This window comes from Bradyrhizobium sp. ORS 375 (genome assembly GCF_000239775.1).
Classification (GTDB): domain Bacteria; phylum Pseudomonadota; class Alphaproteobacteria; order Rhizobiales; family Xanthobacteraceae; genus Bradyrhizobium.
In genome coordinates, this window is the sequence record NZ_CAFI01000080.1 from 32,457 (window position 1) to 46,864 (window position 14,408).

At 63.6% G+C, this 14,408-nt stretch carries 15 protein-coding genes; 6 read left to right on the forward strand and 9 right to left on the reverse strand.

Annotated features, from left to right (window positions below):
- The first annotated feature begins 63 nt into the window (after nucleotides 1-63).
- Nucleotides 64-687, forward strand: a complete 624-nt coding sequence (locus BRAO375_RS07000; protein ID WP_139031328.1) for a hypothetical protein — start codon at nucleotides 64-66, stop codon at nucleotides 685-687.
- 23 nt (nucleotides 688-710) lie between these two features.
- Here BRAO375_RS07000 and BRAO375_RS07005 read toward each other — a convergent pair whose 3' ends face one another.
- A complete protein-coding gene (locus BRAO375_RS07005) occupies nucleotides 711-899 on the reverse strand; it encodes a hypothetical protein (protein ID WP_009026764.1) in 189 nt (62 codons plus the stop codon).
- A 135-nt stretch (nucleotides 900-1,034) separates the two neighbouring features.
- Complete coding sequence (locus tag BRAO375_RS37885) at nucleotides 1,035-1,505, reverse strand: hypothetical protein (RefSeq protein WP_035639349.1); 471 nt, start codon at nucleotides 1,503-1,505, stop codon at nucleotides 1,035-1,037.
- Between the two features lie 479 nt (nucleotides 1,506-1,984).
- On the opposite strand from BRAO375_RS37885, the gene BRAO375_RS07015 reads away from it, so the two are divergent.
- From BRAO375_RS07015 to ipdC, 3 genes are all read left to right on the forward strand, one after another.
- Complete coding sequence (locus BRAO375_RS07015; RefSeq protein ID WP_052536064.1) at nucleotides 1,985-2,464, forward strand: hypothetical protein; 480 nt, start codon at nucleotides 1,985-1,987, stop codon at nucleotides 2,462-2,464.
- Between the two features lie 182 nt (nucleotides 2,465-2,646).
- Nucleotides 2,647-2,847, forward strand: coding sequence for a hypothetical protein (locus BRAO375_RS07020; RefSeq protein ID WP_009026767.1), 201 nt, complete (start codon nucleotides 2,647-2,649; stop codon nucleotides 2,845-2,847).
- Between the two features lie 141 nt (nucleotides 2,848-2,988).
- Nucleotides 2,989-4,623 carry an indolepyruvate/phenylpyruvate decarboxylase gene (ipdC, locus tag BRAO375_RS07025; protein WP_009026768.1) on the forward strand — a complete coding sequence of 545 codons (1,635 nt, stop codon included), beginning with the start codon at nucleotides 2,989-2,991 and terminating at the stop codon, nucleotides 4,621-4,623.
- Nucleotides 4,624-4,671: 48 nt separating this feature from the next.
- Here ipdC and BRAO375_RS07030 read toward each other — a convergent pair whose 3' ends face one another.
- Together BRAO375_RS07030 and BRAO375_RS07035 are read right to left on the reverse strand one after the other, a co-directional pair.
- The gene (locus BRAO375_RS07030) at nucleotides 4,672-5,133 is read right to left on the reverse strand and encodes a hypothetical protein (protein ID WP_052536065.1); all 462 of its coding nucleotides are present in this window, start codon (nucleotides 5,131-5,133) and stop codon (nucleotides 4,672-4,674) included.
- Between the two features lie 263 nt (nucleotides 5,134-5,396).
- A complete protein-coding gene (locus BRAO375_RS07035; RefSeq protein ID WP_009026770.1) occupies nucleotides 5,397-6,545 on the reverse strand; it encodes a hypothetical protein in 1,149 nt (382 codons plus the stop codon).
- A gap of 317 nt (nucleotides 6,546-6,862) precedes the next feature.
- Here BRAO375_RS07035 and BRAO375_RS07040 point away from each other — a divergent pair, with 317 nt between their 5' ends.
- Complete coding sequence (locus tag BRAO375_RS07040; protein WP_009026772.1) at nucleotides 6,863-7,465, forward strand: helix-turn-helix transcriptional regulator; 603 nt, start codon at nucleotides 6,863-6,865, stop codon at nucleotides 7,463-7,465.
- Between the two features lie 125 nt (nucleotides 7,466-7,590).
- Here the strand turns inward: BRAO375_RS07040 and BRAO375_RS07045 are convergent, their stop codons facing one another.
- The 5 genes from BRAO375_RS07045 to BRAO375_RS07065 form a co-directional block, all read right to left on the reverse strand.
- Nucleotides 7,591-7,836, reverse strand: coding sequence for a hypothetical protein (locus tag BRAO375_RS07045; protein WP_009026773.1), 246 nt, complete (start codon nucleotides 7,834-7,836; stop codon nucleotides 7,591-7,593).
- A 224-nt stretch (nucleotides 7,837-8,060) separates the two neighbouring features.
- Nucleotides 8,061-10,613 carry a hybrid sensor histidine kinase/response regulator gene (locus BRAO375_RS07050; protein WP_009026774.1) on the reverse strand — a complete coding sequence of 851 codons (2,553 nt, stop codon included), beginning with the start codon at nucleotides 10,611-10,613 and terminating at the stop codon, nucleotides 8,061-8,063.
- A complete protein-coding gene (locus BRAO375_RS07055) occupies nucleotides 10,610-11,032 on the reverse strand; it encodes a response regulator (RefSeq protein WP_009026775.1) in 423 nt (140 codons plus the stop codon). The genes BRAO375_RS07050 and BRAO375_RS07055 overlap by 4 nt, the downstream gene beginning before the upstream one ends.
- A 223-nt stretch (nucleotides 11,033-11,255) precedes the next feature.
- Complete coding sequence (locus BRAO375_RS07060; protein WP_009026776.1) at nucleotides 11,256-11,645, reverse strand: response regulator; 390 nt, start codon at nucleotides 11,643-11,645, stop codon at nucleotides 11,256-11,258.
- 246 nt (nucleotides 11,646-11,891) lie between these two features.
- Entirely contained in the window at nucleotides 11,892-12,614 is a 723-nt protein-coding gene (locus tag BRAO375_RS07065; RefSeq protein ID WP_009026777.1) for a Crp/Fnr family transcriptional regulator, read from the reverse strand.
- Nucleotides 12,615-13,248: 634 nt separating this feature from the next.
- On the opposite strand from BRAO375_RS07065, the gene BRAO375_RS07070 reads away from it, so the two are divergent.
- Entirely contained in the window at nucleotides 13,249-13,983 is a 735-nt protein-coding gene (locus BRAO375_RS07070) for a histidine kinase dimerization/phospho-acceptor domain-containing protein (protein ID WP_009026778.1), read from the forward strand.
- Nucleotides 13,984-14,408: the final 425 nt, after the last annotated feature.

Below are 14,408 nucleotides of genomic sequence, written 5' to 3' on the forward strand. Positions count from 1 at the left end.
GTCGTTGCCTCCCACGCCAAGCGTTTCCTATGGCGCTCGCTGCGCGCGCAGATGCTGCGCGTCATGCCGGCGCTGATCATGCTCGCGGTGGTCAGCGTCGCGGCGGCAAAGATCTGGCTGGCTCTTGCGTCGCGCGAGATGGTCGCTCTGCCGAACCGAGGCTCGCTGCTTTCTACAGCGTTGAACGCGCTGGACCCGGCGCCGGATGCCGCGGTGGCCGCGATGGCTGTTGATGCCGCCTTGCGTATCGCCGCGACGGAGGATCGCGCCGGTCTGATCTTCCGCATCGAGCATGCCCAGCAGGCGATCGTCCGCGCCCTGAGCGAGCAGCCCCTGCAGCCACGGCTATGGCTCGCGCGCGTCGCGCTTCTGGAGCGCGCCGGGGTCGAGGATGCCTCGATCGCACAGAGCATGAAGATGGTCTACTTCACATCCGCCGCGTCAGGACCACTGGCAATCGAACGGCTGCGAAAGGCGCTGCAGCTGAGACGGCTGGATGATTCTGAGCTCGCTGACCTGATCCGGGCCGATTTGACCGTACTGCTCGTCCAGCCCGGAAGCGTCCGATCCGCCACCATGCCGGTCGAAGTCGCGGATGCCTATCGTAACGCCTCTCCGGCTGGTCGCGCGCTGCTGGTCGGCGTCGTCGCCGAAACGCGACCTGACCTGCTCTCGCTGTTGCGGTGAGCGCAGCGGTCTGCGTCCCGGACTCAGCTCGAGCTCAGGCTTGATCTGCGATGTCGTCGCGTCTGGTTGGCGAGCTCAGCCGCAATGCGCCTCAGCTTCTCGTTCTCGTCGATCAGGAGCGCAATCTGCTCCTGAAGGTGGTAGTCGGCCCCCTGCATTCCGCAGCGGTCCTCATGCGCATCGTCGAAATAGTTCAGTCCACTACGCTTCATTTCGCTATCCCAAGTCTCAAGCCAAATAATAATCGACGTCATGCTCAATCAATTTACCGATGACCCCGAACGCCCATGTGACGCGATGTGATTTTGTCACCCGAGTTGCGCGAAGCCCTCGAACAATGCACGCGACTATGTCACGGGTTGGTCGTTTTGGGTAGCCGATTTGTTCAGCGCCAAATGCAAGGGATTTGTGCGTTTCGTGCTTGAAAATGTTAATGAATGAGAAGATCGAAGATGTGCGATGCTGGGCGAACGGCTTGCAATCCGGCCCTTCGGGCAGCTTCGATCGTTCCGCAGGCGCGAACTGCTGATGTTGATTAACACATGAGTGTGAAGTTCCATGAACGACGAGATCGATTCATGACCGCGGACCCTTCGCTGCCTCGTGTGAAGGACGTTGCGGCTGCGCATCCCGAAGTCGAATTCGCCCTCGTGCTCGCGCGCACGATCGACGCCGTGAGTGGCGACCCGGAGCAGTTGCGCAGCGCCGTCTACGAACTCGCCCGTCACAAGCTGCAGCAGCTCTCCGCCGACGATCCGGCAGAAAAGGCGCGCTTGATGCAGGCGCTCGAGGTCGCGATCGCCGGAGTCGAAACGCATGTGACGGCCGGTCCACAAACTTTGCCTCGTCAGCAGCCGCTGCTTGCGACCCAGGCGCCACAGCCAACGCGCTTATCCGTCTCGCTGATCGAAAGCTCGCAGGCGTCCTCGGCCCTCGAACACGGTTCTTTCGAACGAGAGGCTCTGGCCAGCGGGGGCACCGAGTCGGTCGGTGCCGCACGTCGACTGCTCTCCTCGTTGCCCGCGCGCGTCGCGGCCGTTCTGCTCTTTGTTGTGGTGATCGTCATCGGCATCACGTCGGCGCGCCGCCACGCAGTGACGATGCGGCCTTGCAGGGCCGCGTGTCCGGTGTCCGCGAGCAGGCGATGCCGGCACCGGCTGTCTCCGTCTCGGCCTCGCCGTCGTCATTGCCTCAAGCTTCTGTCCCCTCGGCAACAACAACTGCAGCACCTGCCGCGCCGACGCGAGATCCTAGGCTGCCGACGGCTTACGGCGTTTATGCCGATAGCGCGGGGCGCATGTTCGAGTTGCAGCAGCTGCCGGGGCGCGTGCCGGATCCACGTGTCGCCATTTCGGCGGCGATCACCAAGCCAAGCGATTCGACGCTGCCGGACGGCCGTGTGCGCTTCATCGTGTTTCAGCGCGATGCTGCGTCTGACGCGTTCGACAAGGTTGAAGTTCGGCTGATCGCGCGAGTCCGGCAGGCGACCAGCTTCGATCCGTCCGGCAAGCCAGTCGTCGCCAACGAGGACGAGACCTGGGTCATCCGCAACATCTCGATCCCGTTTCGCGCGGCTCCGCTCAAGGATGATCCGCAGATGTACGAGATCACGCCGCGCGATCCGGATCTGCAGTTGACGTCCGGACGTTACGCGCTCGTGCTCAAGGCGCGCGCGTTCGAGTTTTCGATTGCGGGCACAGTCACGGACAAGCGGCACTGCCTCGAGCGCCTCGTGGCCGCCAACGGCACGTTCTACTCGGAATGCCCCAAGCCTTGAGGTGAACCCGGCTCTTCCAGCTCATGCTCGTCGCGGCATTGTCAACACCGTGCGACAAGCCCGCAAAGAACCCATTCTACCATTGCGGATGGGTGGACAGCCCCGGCCCGCGCTGTGTGATCCGCTCCACAGTCCACTATGCCTCGTACCGGTCATCCTCCCTGGCCACGGAGGAGGTGATCATGTCCTACATTCTCGGTCTCGCATTTGCCGCAGTGCTGCTGTTCTTCCTGTTCCTGCCGATCACCGATCGCAGAACGGTCTTGATGAAGCTCGGCATGATGGTGGCTGCGGTCATTCTGTTTGCGGCGGCTTTCGCCGTGCCGCGGGCCGCCGGACCGTTCCCTGCATCCGCCCAGGCTCTCGTGCTCTCTCACAATTGACGGACGATCGCGTCCCCGCCAAGCACCGAGGCGAGGCCGCGCGCCGTCTCATGCGCCGGCTGCGGCGCAGCTTCGTGATTGGCAGTGTAACCCTCATCGTGTAGCACCGCATGAACGCCAAGCTGCACTCGGAGGGTCTGGATGCCCGCTCTTGCTCATGCGCTGCTCGCTGCTCTGAAGGATCATGGCGCCCGCGAGATCTTCGGCATCCCTGGCGATTTCGTGCTGCCGCTGTTCAAGGTGATCGAGGAAAGCAACGTCCTTCCGAGCGTCACCCTCAGTCATGAGCCGGCGGTCGGTTTCGCGGCGGATGCTGCGGCACGCTACCATGGCGGACTCGGCGTCGCGGTCGTGACCTACGGCGCCGGCGCCTTCAACGTCGTCAATGCGGTCGCCGGCGCTTACGCCGAGCGCTCTCCGGTGGTGGTGATCGCCGGCGCCCCCGGCGCGCGCGAGCGGGTGTCCGGCTTCCTGCTGCACCATCAGGCCCGCACCGTCGACACCCAGCTCGCGGTGTTCAAGGAGATCACGTGCGATCAGGCGGTGCTCAGCGATCCCGCGACGGCGCCGGTACAGATCGCGCGGGTGCTGCGCAGCGCCAAGGAGATGTCGCTGCCGGTCTATCTCGAATTTCCTCGCGACATGGTCGATGCCGAGGTCGACGCGGTGGTGCCGCTGCCGCCGCGAACGGCGAACCGGGAGGCGCTCGACGAATGCGTCGACGAGATCCTCGCCCGCATCGCACGGGCGCAACGTCCGGTGATTGTCGTCGACGTCGAGATCCGCCGCTACGGCGTCGAGGACAGGATCGCGGCGCTGGCGCGCAAGCTCGGCCTGCCGCTGGTCACGACCTTCATGGGGCGGGGCCTGCTCGACAAGGCGGACGACGTCGTCGCCGGCACCTATCTCGGCGCAGCCGGCAATCCGGCCATCACGCAGCTGGTCGAGGACGCCGACCTCGTGCTGATGCTCGGCGTCATTCTGTCCGACACCAATTTCGCGCTGTCGAACCGCGCGCCGGATCCGCGCCGCATGATCCTGGCGTCGAGCCGCGAGGTGCAGATCGGCCATCACGCCTATCGCGACATGCCGCTTGGCGACCTGATCGATGCGCTGGAGCAGCGCGCAGCGCCGCGGGCGGCGCCGTCAGGCCTGCCGCGGCAGCGCTCATCCTATCCCCGCGGACTCGCGGCCGATGACCAGCCGATCGCGCCGTCGGACATCGCGACCGCGATCAACGACATGTTTGATCGCCACGGCAGGATGCCCATGACCTCCGACATCGGCGACTGCCTGTTCACCGCGATGGAGATCGACAACACGGCGCTGGCGGCGCCGGGCTATTACGCCGGGATGGGTTTTGGCGTGCCGGCGGGAATCGGCGTGGCTGCCACGGGCTTGCGGCCGCTGATCCTGGTCGGCGACGGGGCCTTCCAGATGACCGGCTGGGAGCTCGGCAATTGCCGCCGTTATGGCCTCGATCCGATCGTCGTGCTGTTCAACAATTGCAGCTGGGAGATGTTGCGCGTCTTCCAGCCGGAATCGCGCTTCAACGATCTCGACGACTGGCACTATGCGGATGTGGCCAACGCGATCGGTGGCGTCGGCGAACGGGTCACCACGCGTGCCGAGCTCGTTGCCGCGCTGGAACGCGCCGTCGAGCGGTGCGGACGCTTTTCGCTGGTCGAAGTGATGCTGCCGCGTGGCAAGACGTCGGACACGCTGGCGCGCTTCGTCGCCGGCTTCAAGTCGGCGCGCGAGCGCATGGTCAAGTGAACGAGGCGCCGGGTGGACATCGGCCTGGCGCTCGGCGGTGCGGCGGCCTTATTGGACGGCTTTCTCGTGATTGGCGAGCCCGACCGCCTTGTAGTCATAGGTCGGGTAGAACTCGGTCCGATATGCCCCCCATGCCGTGGTCTCGAAGATGCGGTTGACCTCGCGCAGACGCGAAGCTGGCAGCCGCAACGTCACGACTTGGCCGATCCCCATCACGACGTACCAGCTCACCACCTCGATTCCCGCCGGCGGAAATGCCTTGTAGAAGCCCTGGCGTTCGAGCTGCGCGTTCAGTTCGCTGAGCGGCCGCGACTGGTCGTGCTTGAGGAAGATGGTCAGCAGCACGGCGTTGTCCGCCGTCGGTGTCGTGGCCGTGTCGGGCGCACTCTGTGCTCCGCCGTCTGAGCTCGCCAGCGCCGCGAATGCCACGGCCAGCGCTACCAACAGGATCCTGCTCGTTCTCACCTCAGCCTCCGTCGTTGCATCGCTTGAGATGCTCTGGCGCATCATCGGCGGTATGACATGCGGTTTAACTTCGCTGCGCGGCGCATGGCAACGGCATGCGCCTGAAACGGGTTCCTGCAAGGCGTGCGACTTGCACGGCACCGGGATGGCGGACGCAGGCCCTGCAAGGGCAGGCGGTCGCAATGTGCGGCGATGCTGGCACCTGCAGGAAGCGTGGCAGGGACAGCTGCGCGCATCGCTGGCGTTGACGAGCTGCGGTTGGGCTGACAGCTCATCCGCTGTGCGGCGCGCCGTCAGATGTTCGCCAATCAGCCGGTGGCCGAGCGCAGCGCGGTCTTGAGGGCGTCGCGGCCCTTCCAGGCGATATAGGTCAGGCGGTCGCCCAAGGAGCGGTGGCTGCGCAGCCGGTTGGAGCCGAGCACGTGGCCGACCTCGTCCGGGAAGCGCTTGATCTCGGCCTGCACCATCTTGTCGGTGTTGCTCATGATCGCGCTGAGACGCTGGCCCCACTCCGAGTCCTCGAGCCGGTCGATGCGGACCTGGATGGCGTACTCGATGTCGTAGATGCTGGTCAGGATTTCCTTGGCGGTCACGACGCGGTTGTTCTTCAAGGCGACGCGCAGCGCAAGCCGCTTGTCCTCCAGCTGGTCGAGCACCATCGGCACGGTCATGGCGTAGGGCGCGGTGATGACGTCGGAGACGTTCTTGCTGCGCGCGGCCTTGGTCGCCAGCCGCATCACCTGCCATGGCTCTTTCAGACGCTTGGCGACCAGCGTCAACGCAAAGGGCACCGCCTCCGGCTCCTTCTTGCGCAGGCCGTCGAGCAGCAGCACCATCTTCTTGACCTGCGGGTCGTCGAATTCCGCGATCCGGTCGGGCAGCGAGTCGGAGAACTTCGCCAGCTCGTCGCGGGCGCGTAGCGCCTTCATCAGCTTGACGACGTCGTCGAACACCGACGGCGATGCCGTATAGGCCTTGAGCTTGCTGCGGACCTGCTCGATGCCGTCGGCGCGCGCCAGCGTGCCCTCGAGCGACTTCGTCACCTTGGTCTGGAAGGAGCTGGCGACCTGGCGAATCTCGCGCTGCTTGTCGGCCGCGATCAGGTCCTTCATCTGCGCGTTGTAGTCGCGGGCCATCGTCGGCAGCAGGTCGCGCGAGATCCACTCCCAGATTGGCGTCAGCGAGCCGCGGGCGATGCGGCCTTCATTGGCATGCTCCGGCGAGCCGTCGATGAGCAGCTGCTCGACGGGCATGAAGAAGTAGCGCGACGGATTGATGGTGCGGTTGGCGCTCGCCCCGGTGTTGCGGATCTCGGCCCGGAGCCGAGCCTGCAGATCGGCCGAGCCGGGCATGTCGATGCCGCTCAGCTCCAGCCGCTCGAGCTCGCTGAGCAAACAGCTCCGCGTCAGCGGCGACAACCGCTGCAGGAATTCCCAGATCCGGTCGACGGGTCCCATTGTCGTGTCTGGTTACCAGCTCGAAATCTCAGCCGCTCGTCTCACGGACGAGAACGAGCTGCATGGAATCACGAAACAGTTGGTGCCGGATTAATTTCGGTAAACAATCGTAGCAATGCACGATGCTGTTGATTGCCCCAGCTTGGATCGGCCCCGCGATGGGAGCCGCATGGCTTGTGACGTCCCACGTTAATATTCTCAGGACGCAACTTGTGGGGGAATTTGCTCGACTGTTGCGCGAGTTGGCTCTTAAATCCCGTACTGTTACGGGCTCCCATGTTAACCATGTTAAAGCCGCGGCCGCGCCATCATGGGTTATGACCCAGCTCAGCAACAGCCTTTCTGACGATCGCTCCGGACCCGTATCGGCGGACGAGAAGGTTAACGACCACGGCCTCGCGCTCATGCGCGAACTTGTGCTGGTGGAGGACCGTTCCGAGGATCAGGGAGCCCTGACCCTGGCGCACCAGCTCAACGGTTCGCTCACGGCGCTGATGCTCTATATGAGCGAGATCAAGCAGCGCAGCGATGAGATCGCCAGGAGCTCCGGCGAACGTCGGCACGTCCAGATCATCGTGGACAATGCTCTGCGGCAGACCGAGCGCGTCTGTGCCCTGGTGAGCAGAATGTCCGGCGCCGAGCGGCAACCCGGTGTGGTGTCTCGGGCCATCCCGGCACGGCCGCACGAGCCTGCAACGCTTGCGGCGATCACGCGCCCAAGCCGTTCGAGCAAGTCGCTGACGCCGCGCGAACGCGAGGTCCTCACGCTGATCAGCGAAGGCCATTCGAACAAGCAAGGCGCGCTGCGCATGGGGATCAGCCCGCGTACTTTTGAGAGTCATCGTGCCGAAGCAATGCGCAAGCTCGGCGCGCGCAACACCGCCGAGCTCGTTCGCGCCGCGCTCTTGAATCAGATGTGAGGATTTTCGACGCGCCCATTCGCGTGGGTGCGATCGGGTCTGACGGGTGAGAGCAGCGACTGCGGTCTCACCGCATTCCATCCGCTCCATCGAGCGGGCTGATCAGGATTCCCGCTGACGGAGTGTCAGAAATAGTCCTCTGCGAAAGGACGTACCCGTGATGCCGGCCGGAGCGGCGCCTGGGCCTTGGGAGGGGTCGGTACGATCGTGATGGTCCAGCGCGGCGGAACGCTCGATTCCTTTTCCATCACCGAACGGACGTGGCCGGTGATCGTCGCTCCGCCGGATTTCACGGTCGCGGTCCGGCCATTGAACTGCGCAATTCGGAAACGCCTGACTTCCTTCTGGTCGGCGGTTTCAAATGTAAACATGGGACACATCTCCTATGTGGCCCCAAGTCTCGCAGCTCATGATTAGTTGATTGTGAAAATCGTGAGCCGTAGAAGTACGGCGTCAACCCATTGGTAGGGATTATGAGAAACGCGCTTTCGCGAATCTCTTTCGTGAACCTGTCGTTGTCGTTTCAGTGGTTCGCCGGGGCGGGGCTGTCAGGTGCCCGACGTCGCCGGCACGCAGCCAGGTCGGTGTTGTAACGTCAGTATTGCAGCTCCTGTGCGCGCGCAGCGGCGTAGGCGGCTTCGATATTGTCGAGCAGCTCGGAGTATTCCTTTGGCGACAGCCGCGGGGCGCTCTTCTCGAGCGCGAGCGCATAGGTCGCAAGCCGTCTGTAGCCGAAGGTGCCGGCGGCGCTCTTGAGGGAGTGCGCCTCACGGCCGATCTTGATGCGCTCGCCATCGAGCGACAGCTTGCGTAACAGCTTCAGACGGGCGTCGGTTTCGCTGAAGAACACCTCGCGGATCTCCTGCGCCGCGTCGTCTCCGATCTCGCCGACCAGCTCCGCATAGGACTCGCGATCGAGCGCCGGCTCGGGAGCAACGTCCGAGTCGCCAGAGACGTCGACGGGCCTCACCGCCTGTTCGGCCGGCGCCAGCGGTGCGACGTCGGACGCCACGGTCTCCATGACCGGGGTAGGGGCGGGCAGAACCCTCAGAATGGCTTCCACAAGCGCCTTCTTGCGAGCGGGCTTGACGACGAAATCGTTCATTCCCGCTTCACGGCAGGCGCGGATGTCCTCCATGAAGGCGTTCGCGGTGAAGGCGATGATCGGCACGTTGGAGCGACGCTCGCCACGCGCGCGAATCGTCCGCGTCGCCTGGAATCCGTCCATCTCCGGCATGCGGACATCCATCAGGATGAGATCGTAGTTGAAGCGACTGGCGGCGGTGACAGCCTCTGCTCCGTCACAGGCGGTGTCGGTCTGGATCTCGAAATCCTTGAGCATCTTGGTCGCGACCAGCCGATTGGTCGGATTGTCGTCGACCACCAGCACGCGCAGGGGCCGGCCGAATGCCGCGATCCGGCTCTGCAGCGAGGCGTAGATGCTGTCGTCGTTCTGCTCGGGCATCGCGACGGTTTCCGCGATCGGCAAGGTCAGGCTGAACGAGAAGGTCGAGCCGCTGCCCAGCGTCGAGGAAACCCTGATCTCGCCGCCCATCTGCTCCGTCAGTCGCTTGCAGATCGCAAGCCCGAGTCCGGAGCCGCCGAAGCGTCGGCTGATCGAATTGTCAGCCTGCACGAAATTCGCGAACAGCGAGCCGATCTTGTCGGCCGCGATGCCGATGCCGGTGTCGGTCACCGACCACTCGACGGTCGCCTTCTTCTCGTCCTTCTCGATGCATCGCGTGGTGACCACCACTTCGCCCGAGGAGGTGAACTTGACGGCGTTGGACACGAGGTTGAGCAGGATCTGGCGGATGCGGCCGGCGTCGCCGACCAGCGCCGACGGCACCGCCGGGTCGCTGACGTATCTCAGCTTCAGATCCCTGGCCGATGCGCGCGGTCCGATGATGCTCAGCGTGTTGTGCACCAGGGCTTCGGCGGAGAATGCGATGTCCTCGAGTGAGAGCTGGCCGGATTCCAGCTTGGAGAAATCGAGGATATCATTGAGGATCTCGAGCAGATTGTCGCCCGCGTTGTGGATCGCCACCACCGAGCGGCGCTGTTCGGGATCGAGATTGGTCTCCAGCAGCGTGGTCGCGAGACCAAGCACCGCGTTCATCGGCGTGCGGATCTCGTGGCTCATCATGGCGACGAAGGTCGACTTCGCCGCGTTCGCGGCCTCGGCCGCCTCGATCAGATGCTCATGGCGCTGCCACCAGCGCGAGATCAGGACCGCCGCGGCCACCACCGCCAGGGCGCTGACCAGCGATACGATGACCAGCAGTGTGGCCATGGCGCGCCAGGCCGTCAGGACGTGCTGCTCCGATACCGACACCACGATCATGGCTGGATAGTTGGGCAGCATCTTCGCTGCGCGCAGACGCATGTCGCCGGTCCGCGCCGAGGGTTCGCGCAGCACGCCGCCGGCCGACAACGCGCGCTGCCCGAAGCCGGAGGTCGGCTTGCCGATCTCGCTGGTGGGCGGGAAGTGCGCGAGCAGCGTGCCGTCCTCGCGGATCAGCGATATGGCGGCCTCCAGGCCCAGCGAGGTCGAGCCGAAGAAGTTCTCCAGGTGGGGCACGGACATGGCGCCGAGCATCATGCCCATGAACTGGCCCTTGGCGTCGTTGAGCCTTCGGGCGAAGTAGATGTTCCAGGTGCCGTCGCCGCGATTCTGCACCGGCGTGCTGAGGACGGTCTGCAGCGTGGGATCGCTCTTCAGCGTCTTGAAATAGTCGCGGTCAGAGATGTTGACGTCCGGGATCGGCCAGTAGCGGGAGAAGTTGAGGAGCTTGCCCTGCGCGTCGATCAGAGTCACGGCGTCGATCTGCGGCAGCCCGGCGATCTTCTCCTTGAGCAGCAGATGCGTCTGATAGTCCGACGCGATCTTGCGATAGCCCTCGGCGTCGATGGCACCGCCGCGCGCCAGATAGTCACGTACGCTGGTAAGTACGAGATCGACGGACTTCACCGAGCGGTCGGCGTTCTCGGCCAGCGTGAGGCTGTGGCGGCTGAGATCTTCTTCGGCATGCTGAAGCGCGTTCTCGCGCAGGTTGCTCAGGAAGAACAGGTTGCTCCCGGCAATTACGCAGATCAGGATGAGCGCGATCGCAGCAGGCGCTCCCGAGAAACGCTTCTTGTTGCTCATCGGTCGCTACCAGCCCGCCGCTCTGCCAGCCTCTGGCAGTCGGTCCCGTTTGCAATCTGCTTCAGCGTCCGGCGCAGCAGGGTGAGATTGATCGGCTTGGAGAAGGGCGGGTACACGTTCAGGTCGAGAAAATTCCCGATCCGGACGGACGCATAGAGCGCGTCTTCCTCGGAGGCGCTGATGATCAGCACCGGCCCGCGGAACTTCAGCTTTGCGAGGCGATCGAGGACCTCCGTGCCGGATCGTTCGCCGAGCGACAGGTCGAGGGTCACGCAATCGAAATGCCCGTTTTGCAGGGCGGCGCAGGCGGCATCCACCGAGCTGACGCCAGTCGTGCTGAAGCCGGCCTGGGTTGCGATCTTTCGTAGGATGGAGAGATGCACGTCGGCATCTTCGATCACGAGGAGCTCGTTGCGCATGAAGTCCTGTCCCGTTGCCGGCCTGGCGCGGTCGTCGGCGAGCGGGATCCTGTCTAGCGCCGGGGCTCTGACCCCCTCGTAAATTTTGGTTTCCGTACAACTACGGAGGGAGGCGCCCGCGCGATCACGGCCGGTGTTCGCCGGAGGTCATGCAGGCTCCGGCCCGACAAGGAAACGGCCGGACCCGGTCCGGCCGCAACACGTGAAATGTCGAGGGGCGGGACTAGTCGGCCGGGCCGAACACCGCTTCCATCTTGGTCTTGAGGGTGGCCGCGTTGAACGGCTTGACGATGTAATTGCTCACGCCGGCCTTCTTGGCGGCAATGACGTTCTCGGTCTTGGATTCCGCCGTGATCATGATGAATGGCGTCTTCGACAGCTCGGGACTGGCGCGGACCTCGCGCAGCAGGTCGTAGCCGGTCATCGGCTCCATGTTCCAGTCGGAGATCACCAGACCATATTTCTTCGCTTGCATCTTGGCGAGCGCGGCCGATCCATCGCTGGCGTCGTCGACGTTCTCGAACCCGAGCTGCTTGAGCAGGTTGCGGATGATCCGAATCATAGTGGCGTAGTCATCGACCACCAGGATCGGCATCGACAGATCAAAGGCCATGTCATTACTCCGCGCGTTTGGTCAAAAGCCGAACACGGGCGAGATATATCAGCACGAAGATTATTCGACGCTTCTTGGAACTCGCGCTCGTCAGCACGTCGACAATTATCAGCGCCCGTTGAACAGCGCGTTAATTCCGTGCGGGTCAACGGGACGGATCATCGCGTGGCCCGTAGTTGTACGGACCCCTTGCTGCGGTCGTTCCGTTGCAACTGAGGCGGCCATGACAGCCGAGCAAGGAGGCGCTCAGGGCAGGCAGCGTGGCCGGACCAGTTTCTCGTAGTGCCCCCGGACGGCGCCGTAGCATTCGCAGGCGGTCTTCTTCAGACCTTCGAGATCCATGATCTCGATATGGCCCCGGCTGTAGTGGATGAAATCCGCCTGTTGCAGGGTGCTCGCCACGAGCGATACGCTGTTTCGTCGGGCGCCGATCATCTGGGCGAGCGATTCCTGAGTGATGTAAAGCTTGTTGCCGCCGGAGAGATCATGGGTCTGCAGCAGGCAGCGGGCGAGCCGGGATTCAACCGTGTGGGCCGCATTGCAGCCGGCCGTCTGCTGGCTCTGCACGTAGATGGCGAGTGCATGCCGCATCACTTGCGAACGGAAGGTGGAGCTCTGCTCCGCCGCCGCCCGGACGCGATCGATATCGACGACGGAGGCGGTGCCTGGCACGAGAACCGCCGCGCTGTTGAGCACCACGGGATCACCGCCGGCGAGCAGCGACATGCTGCCGAAGAAGCTGTCCCGGCCGATCATGGCGACCTGCACGCGCTCGCCGCGCGCCAGATTGACGACCAGCGAGATGACGCCGCGGTGAGGAAAGTAGATCCGCGTAAGCTTCTCTCCGGCTTCGGCTAGCACCGAGTCCTGTACGAGATCGACGGTCCGCAAATAAGGGCGGATCAGCTCGAAATCATCGTCGGCAAGCGACGACAGGAAACCGTTCGGAGAACGCAAGCTGGGGTCCAAAGCCATCTCCTGCATCGCAATAACGGAGCCTCTCGGATCTCAATGCACTCATGGTTCCATAGAACTGCGTTACGCCCGCTGACAAGAAAAATAACCAGGGAAGATTCCCAGTAGCCATCATTGGTTCCAGTTGTGCTCGTTGATGTGCAGAAGCCAATTGTGTTTCGACGACGCTGTTGCCCAGCGTCGACGCCGGGCGCGCTTTGATCTGCACGCAGGCTGTATACAGGGGTAGCGGGAGCTCGCGCAAAAGCGCGCCGATCGGGCCTGGCAACAACCCTCCGGTTTGCGCGCCCGCGGCGTTCCCTATTCGCGCACGGGATCTCAAGCAGCCGCAGCCATCATTGACAGTCGACATCTTGAAGCCAAAATCGCTAATAACCGCGCTGATTCGTTGACGGATCTTTGTCGGTCGCGATGCAACTCTTCTCGAACGAATGGCTCGAGTCGCTCCAACTGCCATAACGATGCGTCATTGCGGAGCGCGCTTCTCAAGCTCTTGCCGGGCTGATGTCGCGTCGAGTTTGCCGCGCGATCGATGCTCAGCGATGAGGCTGTGCACGGCAGCAGCATCCACCCGTATGCGTTGACCCGGCATCGCCGCTGTTTCGTCCTCAACAGGTAGTCAGGATTCATGGCGCTCTCTCATCATCAAGTTGCCGACCAGTCGCCACAGGACAAGGGCGAAGAGCCGGCAGCGCAAGACGTCAATCCGGGAATGGCGATCGTGGGGCAAGTCGCCGGCGGTCTGCTGCATGACTTCAACAACATCCTCACGGTGATCACGGGGACCATCGACATTCTCGCCGAAGCCGTCGAAGACCGTCCCGAGCTCGCGGCTGTGGCGCGCCTGATCGATGAGGCGGCGACCCGCGGCGCAAGATTGACGTCGCAGCTGTTGTCATTCGCTCGCGGACGTCCGCCACGTCCATGCGTCGTCGAGCTGAACGAGCTGTTGACCGACGTCGGCCGGCTGCTCCGGCCGACTCTCGGAACGGAGGTGGAGGTCACGACCTCGGTGGAGCCGAACGTGCCGGCCGTGTTCGTCGATCCGGGCCAATTGATGGCCGCGCTGCTTTGCCTGGGGATCACCGCGCGCAACGGCATGAACGGCGGCGGCAGAATCGACATCACGACGAAGAGTCCGGTCGCGTCGTCTGATGGCCTCGCCAAGCGCGAGGTGATGATCATGTTGCGGGCCTCGGGGACGGACAGCGGCGCCGCGCGACCCGATTCCATGTTTCACGACGTCGGAATCGTGGAGGATTTCGTCAGACGTTCGAATGGACGCCTTGCACTGACGGAGTCGTGCGACCAGGCGGCGAGCGTCGAAATCGTCCTCCCAAGCGCGCAGCGCGAGCCGGCGTAGTCGCCTTTCCAGCTCATAGTTATCGCTTTGCTAACGATGGAGCCGCCGGTCTCGCCAGACACCCACGATGGCGCTTCTGGCGCCATTTCCGCGCGAGTTTGACAAATTTTCTCGCAATTAACGGAATTGATTAGTGGCCAATTAGGATTAATCGCGGCCGCCGAGGCCCCCTTCTGCCGTTGCCGGGCCAATTTAACGAACGGGTAGGATTCCGAGGACCAGTCTGCCTCGTCGCCGACAGAACGGTTCGGCGATCACTACTCATGTTCATCCAGAAGGGAATGACAATGTCAGGTATCGTACTCTCTGCGTCGGTTCGCCAGAACCTGCTTTCGCTGCAGTCGACGGCTCAGCTCCTCGCCACCACGCAGAACAACCTCTCCACGGGCAAGAAGGTCAACTCGGCGCTCGACAACCCGACCAAT